A 14,519-nucleotide genomic window follows, 5' to 3' on the forward strand; every position below is an offset into this window, starting at 1 on the left:
CAATTCATGATTCATCTGGGGCAAGGGTAGCGATACGCAAAAATGTTTCAAGCTTAAAATGTTTATGTGTGAAGTTACTCGCTAGGTGCGAGGTACTGCTGCATGCGGTGTCTGATCTCGTCCGACCAGGGCACGGGGCGTCCGGTTTCCATGTGGACAGACACCAGAACCGGGGTTGCGGTCATGCGCAGTTCGTCACGGCACCTTGCCTCTATGTGAAGATGCGCAGAGGTCCGCCCCAGTTTCGTGACGATCAGGGACCAGCTGAGAACATCGCCCATTTTGCTGGGTGCGGTGAACTCTGCCCCAATGGACACGGTCGGAACGCCATATCCGGAGTCCAGATGCATTTGCGAAAACGAGTGTTTCAGACCGACTTCGTGCCATTCTTCGACCGTCTGGTTGACCATCTCGAAGTAGCGTGGATAGAAAACAATGCCTGCCGGATCGCAATGCTGGAATAGTACTTTGATAGTGTGTTCAAATATCTGGGCCATGGCGATTAACCTGACGCATCCGTCTTTGGCGTCAAGGCCCCTGCATCAAGCCTGTGACGCAAGATCCGCGAGGATCGGACAATCGGGGCGATCATTGCCCGCGCAGGTATCCACCAGATGCGACAGGGTATCCCGCATCTGGTTCAACTCCGCCAGCTTCTGATCGATCTCCGCCAAATGGGCCTGCGCCAGCTTTTTGACGTCCGCACTGGCGCGGGACTTGTCGTTGTAAAGCCTGAGCAAACTGCGACACGCGTCAATCCCGAATCCCAGCGACCGGGCCCGACCCAGAAAGGCGAGCATATGCAGATCGCTTTCCGAGAAGCTGCGGTATCCATTTGCGCTGCGCGCGGGAGAGATCAGACCAATGTCTTCGTAGTAGCGGATGGTCTTGACCGGCAGGCCCGTCCGGTCGGCCACATCGGAAATATTCATGATTTACTCCTGTTCAGCCCGCGCAGGCGCAGGGCGTTGCCGACTACAAACAGACTCGAAAGCGCCATGGCGCCGGCGGCAAGCTGGGGCGACAGCAACAGGCCGAAACTGGCAAAAAGCGCGCCCGCCGCAATCGGAATAAGCGCCACGTTATAGCCAAAAGCCCAGAACAGGTTTTGCTTGATATTGCGCATCGCCGCCCTGGCCGTCGACATCGCCGACAGCACACCGTTGAGATTGCCGGACATCAGTACAACATCGGCCGCCTCGATGGCGATATCCGTGCCCGTCCCGATTGCAACACCAACGTCCGAGAACGCCAGCGCAGGCGCATCGTTGATTCCGTCCCCGACGAACGCAATCTTGTCATGGGTGCCGCGCAAGGTTTCCAGCGCCCGCACCTTTTCGCCCGGCAGGACTTCGGCCACCACGGTCGTGATCCCGATCTCCCGCCCGACAGCCTGCGCCGTGGTATTCTTGTCGCCTGTGATCATCGCTGTTTCGACACCGAGATCCGTCAGGGCGGCGATTACCCGCGCTGCCTCTGGCTTGATCCGGTCTGAGACGGCAATCATCGCAACGACATCACTGTCTATTGCCGCGAAAAACACGGTTTTCCCCTGCGCCATCAGCCCGGCCATGTCGTGTTCGAAACCTGTCACATCAAGCCCATGCGTCGCCATCAGGCGATCGGACCCGATCAGCACGGTTTCTCCGTCGACGCGCCCTTCGATCCCAAGGCCGCTGTGGGCGACCGTGTGGGATGCTGATTTCAACACAACTTCATCCCGATTTGCCGCCTCGACTATGGCTTTCGCCACGGGATGCTCGGCACGGGATTCGACACTCGCAACCAGCGTCAGAACGGTTGCCCTGTCGACTCCACTGCGCACAATCAGGTCCGTCATTTCAGGGCGTCCCACCGTCAGGGTGCCTGTCTTGTCGAATGCGACGAGGTCTACGTCGGCAAGGGTTTGCAGCGCATCGCCCTTTCGAAAAAGCACGCCAAGCTCCGCCGCACGGCCTGTCGCCACCATGATGGAGGTCGGCGTGGCCAGTCCCATCGCACAGGGGCAAGCGATGATCAGGACCGCAACGCCCGCGACCAGCGCGTGGGAGACGACAGGCGCAGGGCCCAGAAGGATCCACAAGAGCACCGTCAGCGTCGCAATGGCAAGAACGACGGGCACGAACCAGAGAGTAATCCGGTCCACCAGCCCCTGAATCGGCAGCTTGGCGCCCTGCGCCTCCTGAACCATCCGGACGATCCCGGACAGAACACTGTCGGATCCCGCATGCTCAACCCGTAACGTGAGACTGCCAAAGCCGTTCACGGTGCCGCCGGTCACCGCGTCACCAATTGCCTTTTCCACGGGCATCGGTTCTCCGGTGATCATGCTTTCATCGACATGGGTGGTCCCTTCGGTGATAATCGCGTCGGCAGGCACGCGCTCGCCCGGGTGCAGCAGGACAATGTCACCGGCCTTCAATGTCTCAATCGCCACGGTCTGAGGCCCTGCGGTGGTCTGCAGCCGCGCGGTTTTGGGCTGCAGATCCAGCAACGACCGAATGGCGACACCGGTATGCCCCTTGGCGCGCGCTTCCAGCCAGCGCCCCAGCAGAATGAAGACGACAATTACCGCCGCGGCTTCAAAATAGACGGCCTGGGCCTGTGCGGGAACAACCTCTGGCAAGAGCAATACGCACAGCGAAAAGAAGTACGCCGCCCCGGTGCCAATGGCCACGAGGCTGTTCATATCCGGTGCACGTTTGATCAGAGCAGGAAGGCCGATAGCATAGAACTGCCGGCCGGGTCCGGCCAGGATCAGCGTCGTCAACACCGCCTGAAGGGCCCAACTGGTCTGCATGCCAATGGTGCCGTCAATGAAATGATGAAAGGCCGGCACAAGGTGGCCGCCCATTTCGAGCACGACAACAGGCAAAGCAAGCACAACTGCGAAGGCCGTGCGTTTTGCCAGGTCTTTGGCGCGATCCTGCTGTTTTACCTGCTGATCGACAATGCTGCGTTCTTCGATCACCTGGGCCGGGTACCCCGCGCCGGTCACCGCCTGCGCCAGTTGCTGCCCGGTTACCTGTGCATTGGCAACATCCACGGTCGCCTCTTCGGTGGCCAGGTTCACCGCTACGCGCCGCACGCCCTGAATGGCTGCGAGCGCCCTGTCCACACGCCCCACGCAGGAGGCGCATGTCATCTTGTCGACGGATAGTTTTATGGTGTTTGACGCGGACACGTGAATGGCCTCTTGACTGTTTCAAGAGGGATATAGGGCTTCCAGTAACTGGAAGGTCAAGACCTAGCTTGTCTTAACCGCCTCGGGCGCCTCGTCTTCTGGCGCAGGCATTTCATCTGCAGGCAAAAGCTCGGCATCTTCGATACCCTCTTCCGAGGGCGGCTCTTCGGCTTTTTCCTCTGCTTTCGGTGTCCCGACGATCAGGGGCAGCATCTGTACTCCGCCGGGCATTGCCACTTCGGACAGCGGGGGTTTTTTCCACGACAACGTGTCGAAGCTCTCGCAGTTTTCGCAGATTGGTGCCCACTCCGCATGAATGTGCTGACAATTGTCGCAGATCCACTGCGGTCCACGCGACACCGTCAGCGCGCGGGCCAACCAACCGCGCACGATCGCATCTTCGGCACCTTCGCCGCGTTCGATCGCCGCCATCAGGGTCACTGACCGTGCCGTGGGGTCGGTCTCGACCAGATCGCCCAAGGCCCGGCGGGCTTCCGGGAAGTCCTCGTTGGCGATGTGCAATTCGGCAAGCAGCATCCGCGTCTCGGGATCTGTCGGATTTGTACGCGTCAAGGCAACGAACCGTATGATCCGCTGAGCCGGGGTTTCGTCAGGTTCGATCGCAGCAAATGCCGCCGCGAGATCGGGATGCGGATGCGTCTCCCATGCTTTCTTGAGCAATCGCGTCGCAAGGCGCGGCTTGTTTTTCTGAATGTAGCTTTGCGCGGCCATCACCGCCGCCGGGATCAGGTCAGGGGAAAGCTTGTTGGCTTCGATCGCCTTTTCCTGCGTGTCTATCGAACTGTCATCCGACACGATGTCCTTGGCCTCCGACAGCGCCAGAACCGCGTCGCGTCGTTTGTGAACATCGCGCGGCAAATGCCCGTGTTTCAGCTTGGCGCTCAATGTCTGGCGGGCACCGGACCAATCTTCTTTCTGCGCCTGCAAGCGCAACAGCACATCCTGCGTTTCCTCGTGCTTCGGCTTCAGCGCAAATGCCCGCTCCGCCAGCTTGAGCGCGGTATCCGTATCTCCATCCGCCAGCTTCTGTTTGAGAATGCCGCGCACGCCGACAAACCGCGTGGCATCGTCGGACACCAGCTTCTTGTAGGTTTCTTCCGCCTTGTGCCGGTCTCCGGCCATCTCGGCTGCCTGGGCGGTCAACAGGTTGGTGAGAGCGGGTTTGTTGAGATACTTGTCCGCCTTGGCCGCCTTTGTCATGGCAAGACGTCCCTCGCCGCTTGCGAGCGCCATCATGCCTTCGGACAGCGCCTCAAAACCTTTGCGCTCCCGGTTGCGGTCGAAATATCGCGACAGGGCTGTTTCATCGCCGTTCAGAAATTTCCATGTCGCCAGCGTCAGAGACAGCAGCTTGAGCAGAATCCAGACGGCAACAACCAGCACGATGACCGCGATAACCGACTGGATGGGGCTGAACGTATACTCGCTGCCCATCATCGTGACCTGCACACCGCCCTGGCTTTCAAGCAGGAACCCCGCCCCTAACGCCAGCAGCGCGACAGCGGCAACAAACAGGACGATCTTTATGAGGGACCAGAGCATAACGTATTCCTTAGTTAACTGTCAGACTGTCGGAGAGAGACTTCGTTGCCGCGCGCGCGGCCTGACGCGCTCTGGCACCCTCCAGCCAATCCTGCATGGCTGACTTCGCAGCCTCCGGCAGTGCGTCCATTTCACCCAAGGCCGCATCAAGGTCGCCCGACTTGAGCGCCGCTTCGGCTCGGGACAGTACCGCGTCGGGGTCCGAGCCTTCGCGCGGCGACACCGACCGGGCATTCAACTGCCGTCGCAAGAAACCCCCGATACCCTGCACATCTGTCTCGGGTACGTCGGCGCGCGCTGCCGACAGACCCGCGCGCGCAGCGTCAGGGAAGCCATCGCGCAACGCGGCCATCGTCGGCACACCCTCCGCTGCGGCGGCCCGCAACGCATCGGGCACCTCGACGGGGGCGACCTCTTCCAACGCCCCGAGCGCCGGTTCAAATGCCTCGCCAGCGTCAACCGCCGTCACCACGCGTGTCAGCGCCGCCTGGGCAAGCGCGCGTTCGGCCTCGGTTCTCTCGCGTGCGTCGTCATCGCTCAGACGGGCCTGCAATTCCGCCAATACAGACTGCAGAGCCGCGATTTCTTCACTGTTGTCTGCGACCGGTTCGCTGGGGGCTGGCGCAGGTTGTGCCTCCAGGGTTTCCAGCCGCGTCGTCAACTGGACCACAGAAGACTGGAGCGCATCCACCGATGCCATCAAAGCCTCATCCGGTGCGACGCTCTGGGTGGTCGGGATGGCCGCCGCGGCCTCTTCCACCGCCTCCAACCGCGCTGCCAATGCCTCGTCTGTCTCTGCCAACGCGGCAGTTTGCGCTTCGACAGGCGCGAGATCGACAGTCTGGCGCTGCATGGAGGCTGGCAGATAAGCTTCGAGCATATCGCCCCGCCCGGCAATAAAGCCCAATAGCGCCGCAATTACGCCACCAAAAACCGCAGGCCAGATGCTGCCCTGATGTTGAGCCGGCGGAGGGGACGCAGGTTGTTGTTCAGCGTCGGTGTTTGTTGACGCGTCGTCATGGTGCAACGGTTCTTCTTGCAGCGCCTCGGCCGCAGCGCGAGCTTCGGCATCGTCGCTCATGATATCCGCCTCCGGCTCCGCTTCCAGGAGCTCGTGCGGCACCTCTTCGGTCTCGGTACGGCTGTCTTCCGTGACCGGGTCGCCGGGCGGTTCATCGGCTTTTTCGTCGGGCGTGGTGTGCGGTTCTTCGGCCGGGATCTCGCTGGCGGCTTCCTTCAGCTTCTCGTCGGTTTCGTTCCGTGCCGCGTCTTTGGCGGAATCGTCAGCACTCAGATCTTTTTGGTTTTTCGACTTCGCCACACCCTATACCTTTTCGAATCTACCCCCGAAGGTCCGCCCAAGAACCTTACTCGGGCATACACATCCTCTCAACCCAACGTGATGCGCACGCCCACCTTTTCAATAGCGTGCCACATTGCCTCGGCGGTCGGCTGTTCTGCCACATCGACCGAGGAGACATCGAGTGTCGATACAGGCTCTGCGACCGCAGAACTGAGCGCCACAACATACGGGCGCGCGTCACGAGGACATGCGCGCACGAAATGCGCTGCCGTCCGGGGCGAGAACAGGGGCACAACAACCGGATCAGGGCCTGTAAGCAGGGCGCGCGCCTCTTGTGTCATGGGCACGTGTTGCTGATCGTAGACTACCCGTCGTTCAACGGTCAGCCCTGCGGCGCAAAGCTTTTCCCGCACGGCCCCGCGGCTATAAACGCCGGACAGATGCCAGAGTTTCCGGTCGGGTTTCCGGTCGATCAAAAAACGGATCAGGGCGTCCGCATTTGCTCCAGCGCATTGGCTGTCCCAGCCTGCCTGCGATGCTGCACGTGTCGTGGCCTGCCCGATGCAATAGGCCGGTCGACCTGCGCCCGACGGGCCGAAGCTGACACCGTTTGCGGAAGTGAAAATAACCCCGTCATTCACGGGTATCTCAAGATCAACGCGGGACCCGACGATCTCGATCAACGGGCTCAACACAGCACGGAAACGACTGATGAGTTCGGGCGGGGCGCCATCGATAAACTGCTCATTTGATCCCGCGGGCCGGGTCATCAGCAATGGGATGGTGGTAGCGCCCATGAATAACCCTTGGCATTGTTTGCGACCCATTACGGTGTTACCTGCCTGCTTGAAAGCATGCAACTGGGGTCTCCCCTTGTCAAAATCGGTGATCGTTCTGGGATTGGAAAGCAGCTGTGACGACACGGCTGCCGCCGTGGTGCGCCGCGATCCAACCGGGCAGACCGAGATACTGTCGTCAATTGTGCGAACCCAGACCAGTTTGCACGCGGATTTCGGTGGTGTGGTCCCCGAGATCGCTGCGCGGGCCCATGCCGAGATACTCGACCATTGCGTCGAAGAGGCTCTAACGCAAGCGAAAACGCCGTTATCGCTGATCGATGGTATCGCCGTCACCTCCGGTCCCGGTCTGATCGGGGGTGTTGTGTCTGGGGTCATGTGCGCCAAGGGGCTGTCTGCGGCCCTCGGCATCCCGCTTTACGGGGTCAACCATCTGGCCGGACATGCCCTGACGCCCCGATTGACCGACGACATCCCCTACCCTTACCTGATGCTGCTGGTGTCGGGGGGGCATTGTCAGTTTCTCATCGCGCACGGGCCGGACGCGTTTGAGCGCCTTGGGGGCACCATCGATGACGCGCCCGGCGAAGCCTTCGACAAGGTCGCCCGGCTTGTCGGTCTGCCACAGCCCGGTGGTCCGTCGGTGGAGAGCGCTGCACAGGCGGGGCGTGACGGCACGTTTACATTGCCGCGACCCCTGCTCGACCGCGCCGGGTGTGATATGTCCTTCTCCGGCCTGAAAACGGCTGTCTTGCGAACGAGGGACAGGATCGTTGCCGAACACGGCGGGTTGCCAAGCCAATTGCGCGCCGATCTCTGTGCAGAGTTTCAGGCGGCCGTGGTTGACGTTCTGGCCGAGAAAACCCGGCGCGCGCTTTCGGTTTACCTGCAAGCAGCGCCTGCGCGCGCGACCCTCTGCGTCGCGGGTGGTGTTGCCGCAAATACCGCGATCCGATCCGCGTTAGAGAATGTTTCGGCGGAATTCGATGCCAGCTTTGTTGCCCCACCCCTGTCCCTGTGCACCGATAACGCGGCCATGATCGCCTTTGCGGCGATAGAACAAATGCCACATCGGCGCGCAGACGATCTTACCCTCACCGCCCGCCCGCGCTGGCCGTTGGACAAAACCAGCCCGGCAATGCTGGGCAGCGGCAAAAAAGGCGCCAAGGCATGACCGTCGCCGTGCTCGGATCCGGGGCGTTCGGCACGGCTTTGGCCATCACCCTGGGCCAGAAAGCACCTACCCTGCTGTGGTCGCGCGATCCGCATCAGGCCGCCGAAATGCAAAAGGCGGGGGAAAACGCCCGCCGCCTGCCCGGGCGTCCGCTGCCGGGCGCGGTGACTGTCACAGCCGATATGGCGCTGGCGTCATCCGCCGATGTGTTGCTTTTGACGGTTCCGATGCAGCAGCTTCGGCAGTTCCTTAAAGAGCATCGCGCCGCCTTCAAGAACAAAGTGCTTGTCGCCTGTTGCAAGGGCATGGAACTGGAAACGGGCCTTGGACCGATTGACATCATGGTGCAGGTATCGCCGGAGACCTCTCATGCCCTGCTGACCGGCCCCAGCTTTGCCTCCGACATCGCGGCTGGCCTGCCAACGGGCCTGACGCTTGCCTGTGCGGATGACGCATTGGGCCGCAGGTTGCAGGCTTTGCTGTCGACCCCTGCCCTGCGGCTTTACCGCAGTCAGGATGTGATTGGCGCTTCTCTGGGCGGTGCGCTGAAAAACGTCATCGCCATTGCCTGCGGCACCGTCATGGGGGCCGGTTTGGGTGAAAGCGCACGGGCCGCACTGCTGACACGTGGTTTCGCAGAGATGCAGAGACTTGCCCTGCATCGCGGTGCCTTGCCTGACACGCTCGCCGGGTTGTCGGGCTTCGGAGATCTGGTTCTGACCTGCACCTCTGCGCAGTCGCGCAACTACCGGCTGGGGCTGTCCATCGGGCGCGGCGAAGGTTTCGACGCCTCGGTCACTGTAGAAGGTGCCGCGACAGCCCAAGCGGCAAACGCGCTGGCACAGGAACTGGCGCTGGATCTGCCCATCACTTCGGCAGTTGCAGGTCTTTTGGAAAAACGGTTGGATGTGACGGAGGCTATGACCAGCCTTCTGTCCCGCGCTTTGAAGGAAGAATGACATGCTTGTTGCGTTGATCGCCCACGACAAACCCGGCGCCCTGCCCCTGCGGCAAGAAAACCGCCCGGCACATGTCGCCTATCTGAAGACAGGCACCGCTGTTCAGCAGGCCGGCCCCTTGCTGAATGATGCTGGCGAAATGGCCGGATCGCTGATCATTCTGGATGTACCGGACATGGCTGCGGCAGAGGCCTGGGTTGCAGACGACCCTTACGGCAAGGCGGGATTGTTCGACAGTGTACAATTGATCCCGTGGAACAGGGTGATCGGCTGATGGCGTATTGGCTTTTCAAATCCGAACCATCGACATGGAGCTGGGACGATCAGGTCGCGAAGGGCGACATGGGGGAAGAATGGGATGGCGTGCGAAACTATCAGGCGCGCAACTTCATGCGGCAGATGGCGCTTGGTGATCGCGGTTTCTTCTACCATTCTCAGAAAGAGCGTGCCGTGGTCGGGATTGTAGAGGTCATTGCCAAAGCGCACCCTGACAGCACAACAGATGATGAACGCTGGGAATGCGTTGATATCAAAGCGATAAAGTCTGTCAAAACGCCGGTTACGCTGGATGACATCAAGCAGGTCGAGGCCTTGTCAGAGATGGTTCTCGTCCGGAACTCTCGCCTGTCGGTGCAGCCGGTGACAGAGGAGGAATGGGCCATTGTGTGCGAGATGGCGGGCATTTCGGGCTAGCCGGATCAGGCCTCTGGTGGCACTCTGCCCGCATGAACGAGGGAGATTTCCATGGAATACATCAGTGTCGCCATTGCCGGTGTCGCAGGATTTATATTTGGCGCAGTCTGGTACACTTTGCTTGCAAATCGTTGGATGGCCGCATCGGGTGTGCCGCTGGATGAAAGCGGTGCACCGGCCAATCGATCAGACCCTGTGCCTTACATCACAAGCCTTTTGGGTGCGATCCTCGTGGCCGGAATGATGCGGCATATGTTTGTTCTCAGCGGCATCGACACGGTTGACAAGGGCCTTGTGTCCGGCCTTGGCATCGGCCTGTTTCTGGTCAGCCCATGGATTGCAACATTCTACAGCTTTGGCGCACGACCGCGCAGCCTGATCCTGATCGACGGGGGATATGCGACCTTTGGATGTATGGTCATCGGCATCGTTTTGACGCTGTTTTAGCAATCACGCGTGCCGTCAATAAAGAAGGGTTCTGGCACAGCGCCAGAACCCTTCTTCACCCCACGTGCACTCTAACCCACCACACGTGTTTGAATCTGGTCCTGGCCATACTGGCCGGATGAAACAGCAATAGCGCAACGCGCGAAAAATCGCAATTCTTCAATAGTTTAAAAGCAGTACAAAAAAGAAACGCCTCTTTAACAAAGAGGCGCTTCCCCACTGAATTTCAACACGGCTCAGCCGTAGACAGCTTCTTTGCCGAAATGCTTGGTCAGCATGTAATAAATCACGGCGCGGTACTTGTTGCGCTCGGATTGGCCGTACGTCTGGATCACTTTGCTGATCGCCGCATCCAATTCCGGTCCGTCGGACAAGCCCAGTTTCTTCATCAAAAAGTTGTTTTTGACCGTCTCGATTTCCCCGGCCTGACTGCCTGCAACGGTCGACGCATCCGCATCGTAGATTGCCGGACCGCAACCAATGGTCACCTTCGTCAGCAAGTCCATATCGGGCGTCATGCCACATTTGTTTTTCAGATCATCCGCATATTGCGCGATCAAATCGTCTCTTTTTCCCACTTTACACTCCCAATTTATTACCGAGGAAATCCCTGTCGTCTGTCCCCTCGCCGGACATTGCGGAAAGACTAGTCAAGAAATCACACGATAACAAAGGGAAATAATGCGCCGAGTTTCCCCTAGGATGATACCTGCCGAAGACATAGCATCCGTGGATCATCTACTTATCAGGAGCGTAGGATGGGACTTTGGAATTTTATCAAATCAGCGGGGTCATCTCTTGTCGGTGGTGCCGAAGCGGGCGAGGCCCCGACAGAAGCAGCGTTGACGCAAGAACTTGAGAACATCGGGCTTGATGCAAAAGGGGCCGACATCAAGGTCGACGGGGACAAGGTCACCGTGTCCGGAGGCGCCTTGTCTGTCGAGGAACGGGAAAAGATCATTCTGGCCGTCGGCAACGTCGAGGGGGTCGCGGCGGTAGAAGCTGACACAGAAGCTGATCCGGTGTTCCACACGGTCGAAAAAGGTGACACGCTCTGGGCAATCTCCTCCAAGACGCTTGGTGACGGCAACCGGTACAAAGAGATTTTCGAGGCCAACACGCCGATGCTAAGTGACCCCGACAAGATCTACCCCGGTCAGGTCCTGCGCATCCCGCAGGCATAAACAGAAAAAGCCCGAAACAGAGACTGTCTCGGGCTTTTTCCTTCTTATTCAGCAGATCATCAGTAACGGTAGTGTTCGGGTTTGAAGGGCCCTTCCGGTGCCACACCGATATAGGCCGCCTGATCCTTATCGAGCTGCGTCAGCTTAACACCGATGCGACCAAGGTGAAGGCGGGCAACTTTCTCGTCCAGATGTTTTGGCAGGATGTAGACGTCGTTCTTATACTCATCGCCCTTCGTCCACAGTTCGATCTGCGCCAGCACTTGGTTGGTGAAGGAGGCGGACATCACGAAGGATGGGTGCCCGGTTGCGTTGCCCAGGTTCAGCAGACGCCCTTCGGACAGCAGGATCAGACGATTGCCGTTCGGCATCTCGATCATGTCCACCTGTTCCTTGATGTTTGTCCACTTGTGGTTCTTGAGCGCTGCCACCTGAATCTCATTATCGAAGTGGCCGATATTTCCGACAATCGCCATGTCCTTCATCTCGCGCATGTGCTCGATGCGGATCACGTCCTTGTTGCCTGTGGTTGTGATGAAGATGTCCGCGCTGTCGACGACATCTTCGAGCAGCACAACCTCGAAACCGTCCATGGCGGCCTGCAACGCGCAGATCGGGTCCACTTCGGTCACTTTCACACGGGCACCGGCACCCCGCAGGGATGCGGCTGACCCTTTACCCACATCGCCATAGCCCATAACAACAGCCACTTTACCGGCCATCATCGTGTCCGTGGCGCGACGGATGCCATCCACAAGCGATTCCTTGCAGCCGTATTTGTTGTCGAACTTCGACTTGGTGACGGAATCATTCACGTTAATCGCAGGGAAAGGCAGTTGTCCCTGTTTCACCAGATCATAAAGCCTGTGCACGCCGGTTGTCGTTTCCTCGGAAACGCCTTTGATCTGGTCCCGCATCCTTGTGAACCAGCCCGGTGAGGCTTCCATGCGTTTTTTGATCTGCTCCTTGATCACGGCTTCTTCTTCGGAAGTCGGGACAGGAATGATATCTTCGCCCGCCTCTGCGCGTGCCCCCATCAGGACGTAGAGCGTCGCATCGCCGCCATCGTCGAGGATCATGTTGGGCCCGTCCTCGAACATGAATGACTTGTCGAGGTAATCCCAATGCTCTTCCAGCGACTGACCCTTGATGGCAAAGACCGGTGTTCCGCCAGCGGCGATGGCCGCGGCCGCATGATCCTGTGTTGAAAAGATGTTGCACGACGCCCAACGCACATCGGCACCCAGTGCCACCAGCGTTTCGATCAGAACAGCCGTCTGGATCGTCATGTGCAGCGATCCAACGATTCGCGCGCCATTCAGCGGTTTGCTGTCGCCGTATTCTTCCCGCAGCGCCATCAAGCCCGGCATTTCGGTCTCGGCGATATTGAGCTCCTTGCGCCCATAGTCTGCGAGAGAGATGTCTTTTACGATATAGTCGTTGGCCATCGGGTGCATATCCTATCCGTGCGATTTCAAGCGCAGATAGCACCGTGACTGTCCTGAGACAATGCGTTAGCTCGCATCGGCCCGAATGCGCGCGAAAGGTTAACGCCGCAAGGCCCGTTCCGACCTGTCCGAAGGTCTAGCTAGCCGTTCCATCCACGGGTGAAACTTCCGGACCTTCAAAGAAATCCGTGCCTGCCGCAACAACGCAGCTGATACCGTTCGGGCTGGTCAGCAGCACCGTGAAAGTTCCGGTATCAGGGGACGACCAGATTTCCATTATCGATTGCGCAGCGCGCGTTTTTTGCAGCCCGCCTGCGGTGAAATGCTCCGCGTATTTTGACTTTAGACTTTCGATGACCGCGTCTCGCGGACCGCAGTTTGCAGCCGCAGCCGGCGGTGGGATACCTGCCAGTCCAAGGGTCAGGCAGGCGAAGATGAGATACTTGAACACAGCAAGATCCTTTCGTTTTCGCTTCTGACATTGGAGAAGGCGACCATATGGAAAAGGACGCGCCTTCCCCCATGGTACACATCGTGATCACAGAGCCTGTTTACAAAACACAGCCCGTCAATAACCTGTGGCAGCTTGTGATCAGATGCGTTTTATAGTGCTCCTGAATTATGGCGAAATCGTGACGCGAAAACGGACCGTAACATCATGGCAACACCTAAACGCGCATGGCAGCGCATGCTTTCAGGGCGCAGGCTGGACCTTCTGGACCCCACGCCGGTGGATGTGGAGATTGAAGACATCGCGCATGGTCTTGCTTTCGTTGCGCGCTGGAACGGCCAGACCAGAGGCGACCACGCCTATTCTGTTGCAGAGCATTCCCTTTTGGTAGAGACGCTTTTTGGCCGGATTGCCCCCAAAGCGCCGCCAAAGTGGCGGTTGGCCGCGCTTCTGCATGATGCGCCTGAATACGTGATCGGCGACATGATTTCGCCGGTCAAGGCTGCCGTGGGACCGGGTTATGGCGCCTTGGATGACAGGCTGGCTGCTGCGGTGCACATCCGCTTTGGCCTGCCCGCAACGCTCCCGGTACAAATCAAGAAGCAGATCAAGAAGGCCGACAAAATCAGTGCCTGGATGGAAGCGACCCAAATCGCGGGGTTTTCGGAAACAGAGGCGAGCAAGTTCTTCGGCAAGCCCGACACTGTCATCATGAACGACCTGCGCATCGTGCTGCGTGCGCCGGTGGACGCGCGCGCCGCTTTCACGCAACGTCACCTCGAATTGCTGGCGGAGATGCAATGACACGTGTACGCCGCGCCATGGCGCTGGACGCCGCGTCAATGGCGCGCCTTCTCAATCAGATCATTGAAAAGGGCGGTACAACCGCGCTGACCCGAGCCGTGACCTCCCAGGATCTGACAGAGTGGATGGCCAGCGACGCGGCCAGATCCGCGTGGCACGTCGCCTTGGCCGAAGATGAGTCTGTTGTTGGGTTTCAATGGCTTTCACCACATCCCGATCTGCCGCCGGAGGCTGTCGATATCGCGACGTTCGTGCAAGTGGGGCAGACCGGGCTCGGGATCGGATCAGCCTTGTTCGCCGCGACGGCCCGGGCTGCAAACGCGCTTGGATATGTGTGGATCAACGCCACTATTCGCGCCGACAACGAAGGCGGGCTGACCTATTACCAGAGCAGAGGGTTCAGGGACTGGCACATCGACGAAGGTGTCGAACTGGAGTCGGGCCAGATCGTCGACAAAATCAGCAAACGGTACGATATCTGATACTGCGGGGGGGGGCGCTGTCGGTCTGAC

General features: G+C 59.4%; 17 protein-coding genes. 8 read left to right on the forward strand and 9 right to left on the reverse strand.

Annotated elements, in window-relative coordinates:
* Window positions 1–74: 74 nt before the first annotated feature.
* From KX928_RS02640 to KX928_RS02665, 6 genes are all read right to left on the reverse strand, one after another.
* Entirely contained in the window at window positions 75–497 is a 423-nt protein-coding gene (locus tag KX928_RS02640) for an acyl-CoA thioesterase (protein WP_219498535.1), read from the reverse strand.
* A gap of 45 nt (window positions 498–542) precedes the next feature.
* Window positions 543–932, reverse strand: a complete 390-nt coding sequence (gene cueR, locus KX928_RS02645) for a Cu(I)-responsive transcriptional regulator (protein ID WP_219498539.1) — start codon at window positions 930–932, stop codon at window positions 543–545.
* Complete coding sequence (locus tag KX928_RS02650) at window positions 929–3,184, reverse strand: heavy metal translocating P-type ATPase (RefSeq protein ID WP_308342097.1); 2,256 nt, start codon at window positions 3,182–3,184, stop codon at window positions 929–931. The genes cueR and KX928_RS02650 overlap by 4 nt, the downstream gene beginning before the upstream one ends.
* 63 nt (window positions 3,185–3,247) lie before the next feature.
* The gene (locus KX928_RS02655; RefSeq protein ID WP_219498542.1) at window positions 3,248–4,747 is read right to left on the reverse strand and encodes a heme biosynthesis protein HemY; all 1,500 of its coding nucleotides are present in this window, start codon (window positions 4,745–4,747) and stop codon (window positions 3,248–3,250) included.
* A gap of 10 nt (window positions 4,748–4,757) precedes the next feature.
* On the reverse strand, window positions 4,758–6,068 hold the full coding sequence (locus tag KX928_RS24220) for a COG4223 family protein (protein ID WP_219498545.1): 1,311 nt from the start codon (window positions 6,066–6,068) through the stop codon (window positions 4,758–4,760).
* A gap of 68 nt (window positions 6,069–6,136) precedes the next feature.
* On the reverse strand, window positions 6,137–6,847 hold the full coding sequence (locus KX928_RS02665; protein ID WP_219498548.1) for a uroporphyrinogen-III synthase: 711 nt from the start codon (window positions 6,845–6,847) through the stop codon (window positions 6,137–6,139).
* A 76-nt stretch (window positions 6,848–6,923) separates the two neighbouring features.
* On the opposite strand from KX928_RS02665, the gene tsaD reads away from it, so the two are divergent.
* The 5 genes from tsaD to KX928_RS02690 are packed head-to-tail and all read left to right on the forward strand — an operon-like array spanning window position 6,924 to window position 10,120.
* Window positions 6,924–8,021, forward strand: a complete 1,098-nt coding sequence (tsaD, locus tag KX928_RS02670; RefSeq protein WP_257883489.1) for a tRNA (adenosine(37)-N6)-threonylcarbamoyltransferase complex transferase subunit TsaD — start codon at window positions 6,924–6,926, stop codon at window positions 8,019–8,021.
* Window positions 8,018–8,980, forward strand: coding sequence for an NAD(P)H-dependent glycerol-3-phosphate dehydrogenase (locus KX928_RS02675; RefSeq protein ID WP_219498554.1), 963 nt, complete (start codon window positions 8,018–8,020; stop codon window positions 8,978–8,980). The genes tsaD and KX928_RS02675 overlap by 4 nt, the downstream gene beginning before the upstream one ends.
* 1 nt (window position 8,981) lies before the next feature.
* On the forward strand, window positions 8,982–9,254 hold the full coding sequence (locus KX928_RS02680; RefSeq protein ID WP_219498556.1) for a YciI family protein: 273 nt from the start codon (window positions 8,982–8,984) through the stop codon (window positions 9,252–9,254).
* On the forward strand, window positions 9,254–9,673 hold the full coding sequence (locus KX928_RS02685) for an EVE domain-containing protein (RefSeq protein ID WP_219498559.1): 420 nt from the start codon (window positions 9,254–9,256) through the stop codon (window positions 9,671–9,673). The genes KX928_RS02680 and KX928_RS02685 overlap by 1 nt, the downstream gene beginning before the upstream one ends.
* Window positions 9,674–9,724: 51 nt before the next feature.
* Window positions 9,725–10,120: a DUF1761 domain-containing protein gene (locus KX928_RS02690; protein ID WP_219498562.1), complete on the forward strand. Its 396-nt coding sequence runs from the start codon at window positions 9,725–9,727 to the stop codon at window positions 10,118–10,120.
* Window positions 10,121–10,356: 236 nt separating this feature from the next.
* On the opposite strand, the gene KX928_RS02695 is transcribed toward KX928_RS02690, so the two are convergent.
* Window positions 10,357–10,698, reverse strand: coding sequence for a DUF2853 family protein (locus tag KX928_RS02695; RefSeq protein WP_219498564.1), 342 nt, complete (start codon window positions 10,696–10,698; stop codon window positions 10,357–10,359).
* 180 nt (window positions 10,699–10,878) lie between these two features.
* On the opposite strand from KX928_RS02695, the gene lysM reads away from it, so the two are divergent.
* A complete protein-coding gene (gene lysM / locus KX928_RS02700) occupies window positions 10,879–11,304 on the forward strand; it encodes a peptidoglycan-binding protein LysM (protein ID WP_219498567.1) in 426 nt (141 codons plus the stop codon).
* A gap of 59 nt (window positions 11,305–11,363) precedes the next feature.
* Here lysM and ahcY read toward each other — a convergent pair whose 3' ends face one another.
* Entirely contained in the window at window positions 11,364–12,752 is a 1,389-nt protein-coding gene (gene ahcY, locus KX928_RS02705) for an adenosylhomocysteinase (RefSeq protein ID WP_219498571.1), read from the reverse strand.
* 136 nt (window positions 12,753–12,888) lie between these two features.
* A complete protein-coding gene (locus KX928_RS02710; RefSeq protein ID WP_219498575.1) occupies window positions 12,889–13,203 on the reverse strand; it encodes a hypothetical protein in 315 nt (104 codons plus the stop codon).
* A 207-nt stretch (window positions 13,204–13,410) separates the two neighbouring features.
* Here KX928_RS02710 and KX928_RS02715 point away from each other — a divergent pair, with 207 nt between their 5' ends.
* Complete coding sequence (locus KX928_RS02715) at window positions 13,411–14,007, forward strand: HD domain-containing protein (protein ID WP_219498577.1); 597 nt, start codon at window positions 13,411–13,413, stop codon at window positions 14,005–14,007.
* The gene (locus KX928_RS02720) at window positions 14,004–14,489 is read left to right on the forward strand and encodes a GNAT family N-acetyltransferase (RefSeq protein ID WP_219498579.1); all 486 of its coding nucleotides are present in this window, start codon (window positions 14,004–14,006) and stop codon (window positions 14,487–14,489) included. The genes KX928_RS02715 and KX928_RS02720 overlap by 4 nt, the downstream gene beginning before the upstream one ends.
* Window positions 14,490–14,519 lie beyond the last annotated feature (30 nt).

Origin of the sequence: Roseobacter insulae (genome assembly GCF_019375555.1) — a bacterium.
GTDB classification, from domain to species: Bacteria; Pseudomonadota; Alphaproteobacteria; order Rhodobacterales; family Rhodobacteraceae; genus Roseobacter; species Roseobacter insulae.

Excerpts from the sequence above, each read along its gene's own strand:
- KX928_RS02640 (WP_219498535.1), bottom strand. The coding sequence starts at position 497 with ATGGCCCAGATATTTGAACACACTATCAAAGTACTATTCCAGCATTGC.
- cueR (WP_219498539.1), bottom strand. The coding sequence starts at position 932 with ATGAATATTTCCGATGTGGCCGACCGGACGGGCCTGCCGGTCAAGACC.
- KX928_RS02655 (WP_219498542.1), bottom strand. The coding sequence starts at position 4,747 with ATGCTCTGGTCCCTCATAAAGATCGTCCTGTTTGTTGCCGCTGTCGCG.
- KX928_RS02665 (WP_219498548.1), bottom strand. The coding sequence starts at position 6,847 with ATGGGCGCTACCACCATCCCATTGCTGATGACCCGGCCCGCGGGATCA.
- KX928_RS02675 (WP_219498554.1), top strand. The coding sequence starts at position 8,018 with ATGACCGTCGCCGTGCTCGGATCCGGGGCGTTCGGCACGGCTTTGGCC.
- KX928_RS02680 (WP_219498556.1), top strand. The coding sequence starts at position 8,982 with ATGCTTGTTGCGTTGATCGCCCACGACAAACCCGGCGCCCTGCCCCTG.
- KX928_RS02685 (WP_219498559.1), top strand. The coding sequence starts at position 9,254 with ATGGCGTATTGGCTTTTCAAATCCGAACCATCGACATGGAGCTGGGAC.
- KX928_RS02690 (WP_219498562.1), top strand. The coding sequence starts at position 9,725 with ATGGAATACATCAGTGTCGCCATTGCCGGTGTCGCAGGATTTATATTT.
- lysM (WP_219498567.1), top strand. The coding sequence starts at position 10,879 with ATGGGACTTTGGAATTTTATCAAATCAGCGGGGTCATCTCTTGTCGGT.
- ahcY (WP_219498571.1), bottom strand. The coding sequence starts at position 12,752 with ATGGCCAACGACTATATCGTAAAAGACATCTCTCTCGCAGACTATGGG.
- KX928_RS02715 (WP_219498577.1), top strand. The coding sequence starts at position 13,411 with ATGGCAACACCTAAACGCGCATGGCAGCGCATGCTTTCAGGGCGCAGG.
- KX928_RS02720 (WP_219498579.1), top strand. The coding sequence starts at position 14,004 with ATGACACGTGTACGCCGCGCCATGGCGCTGGACGCCGCGTCAATGGCG.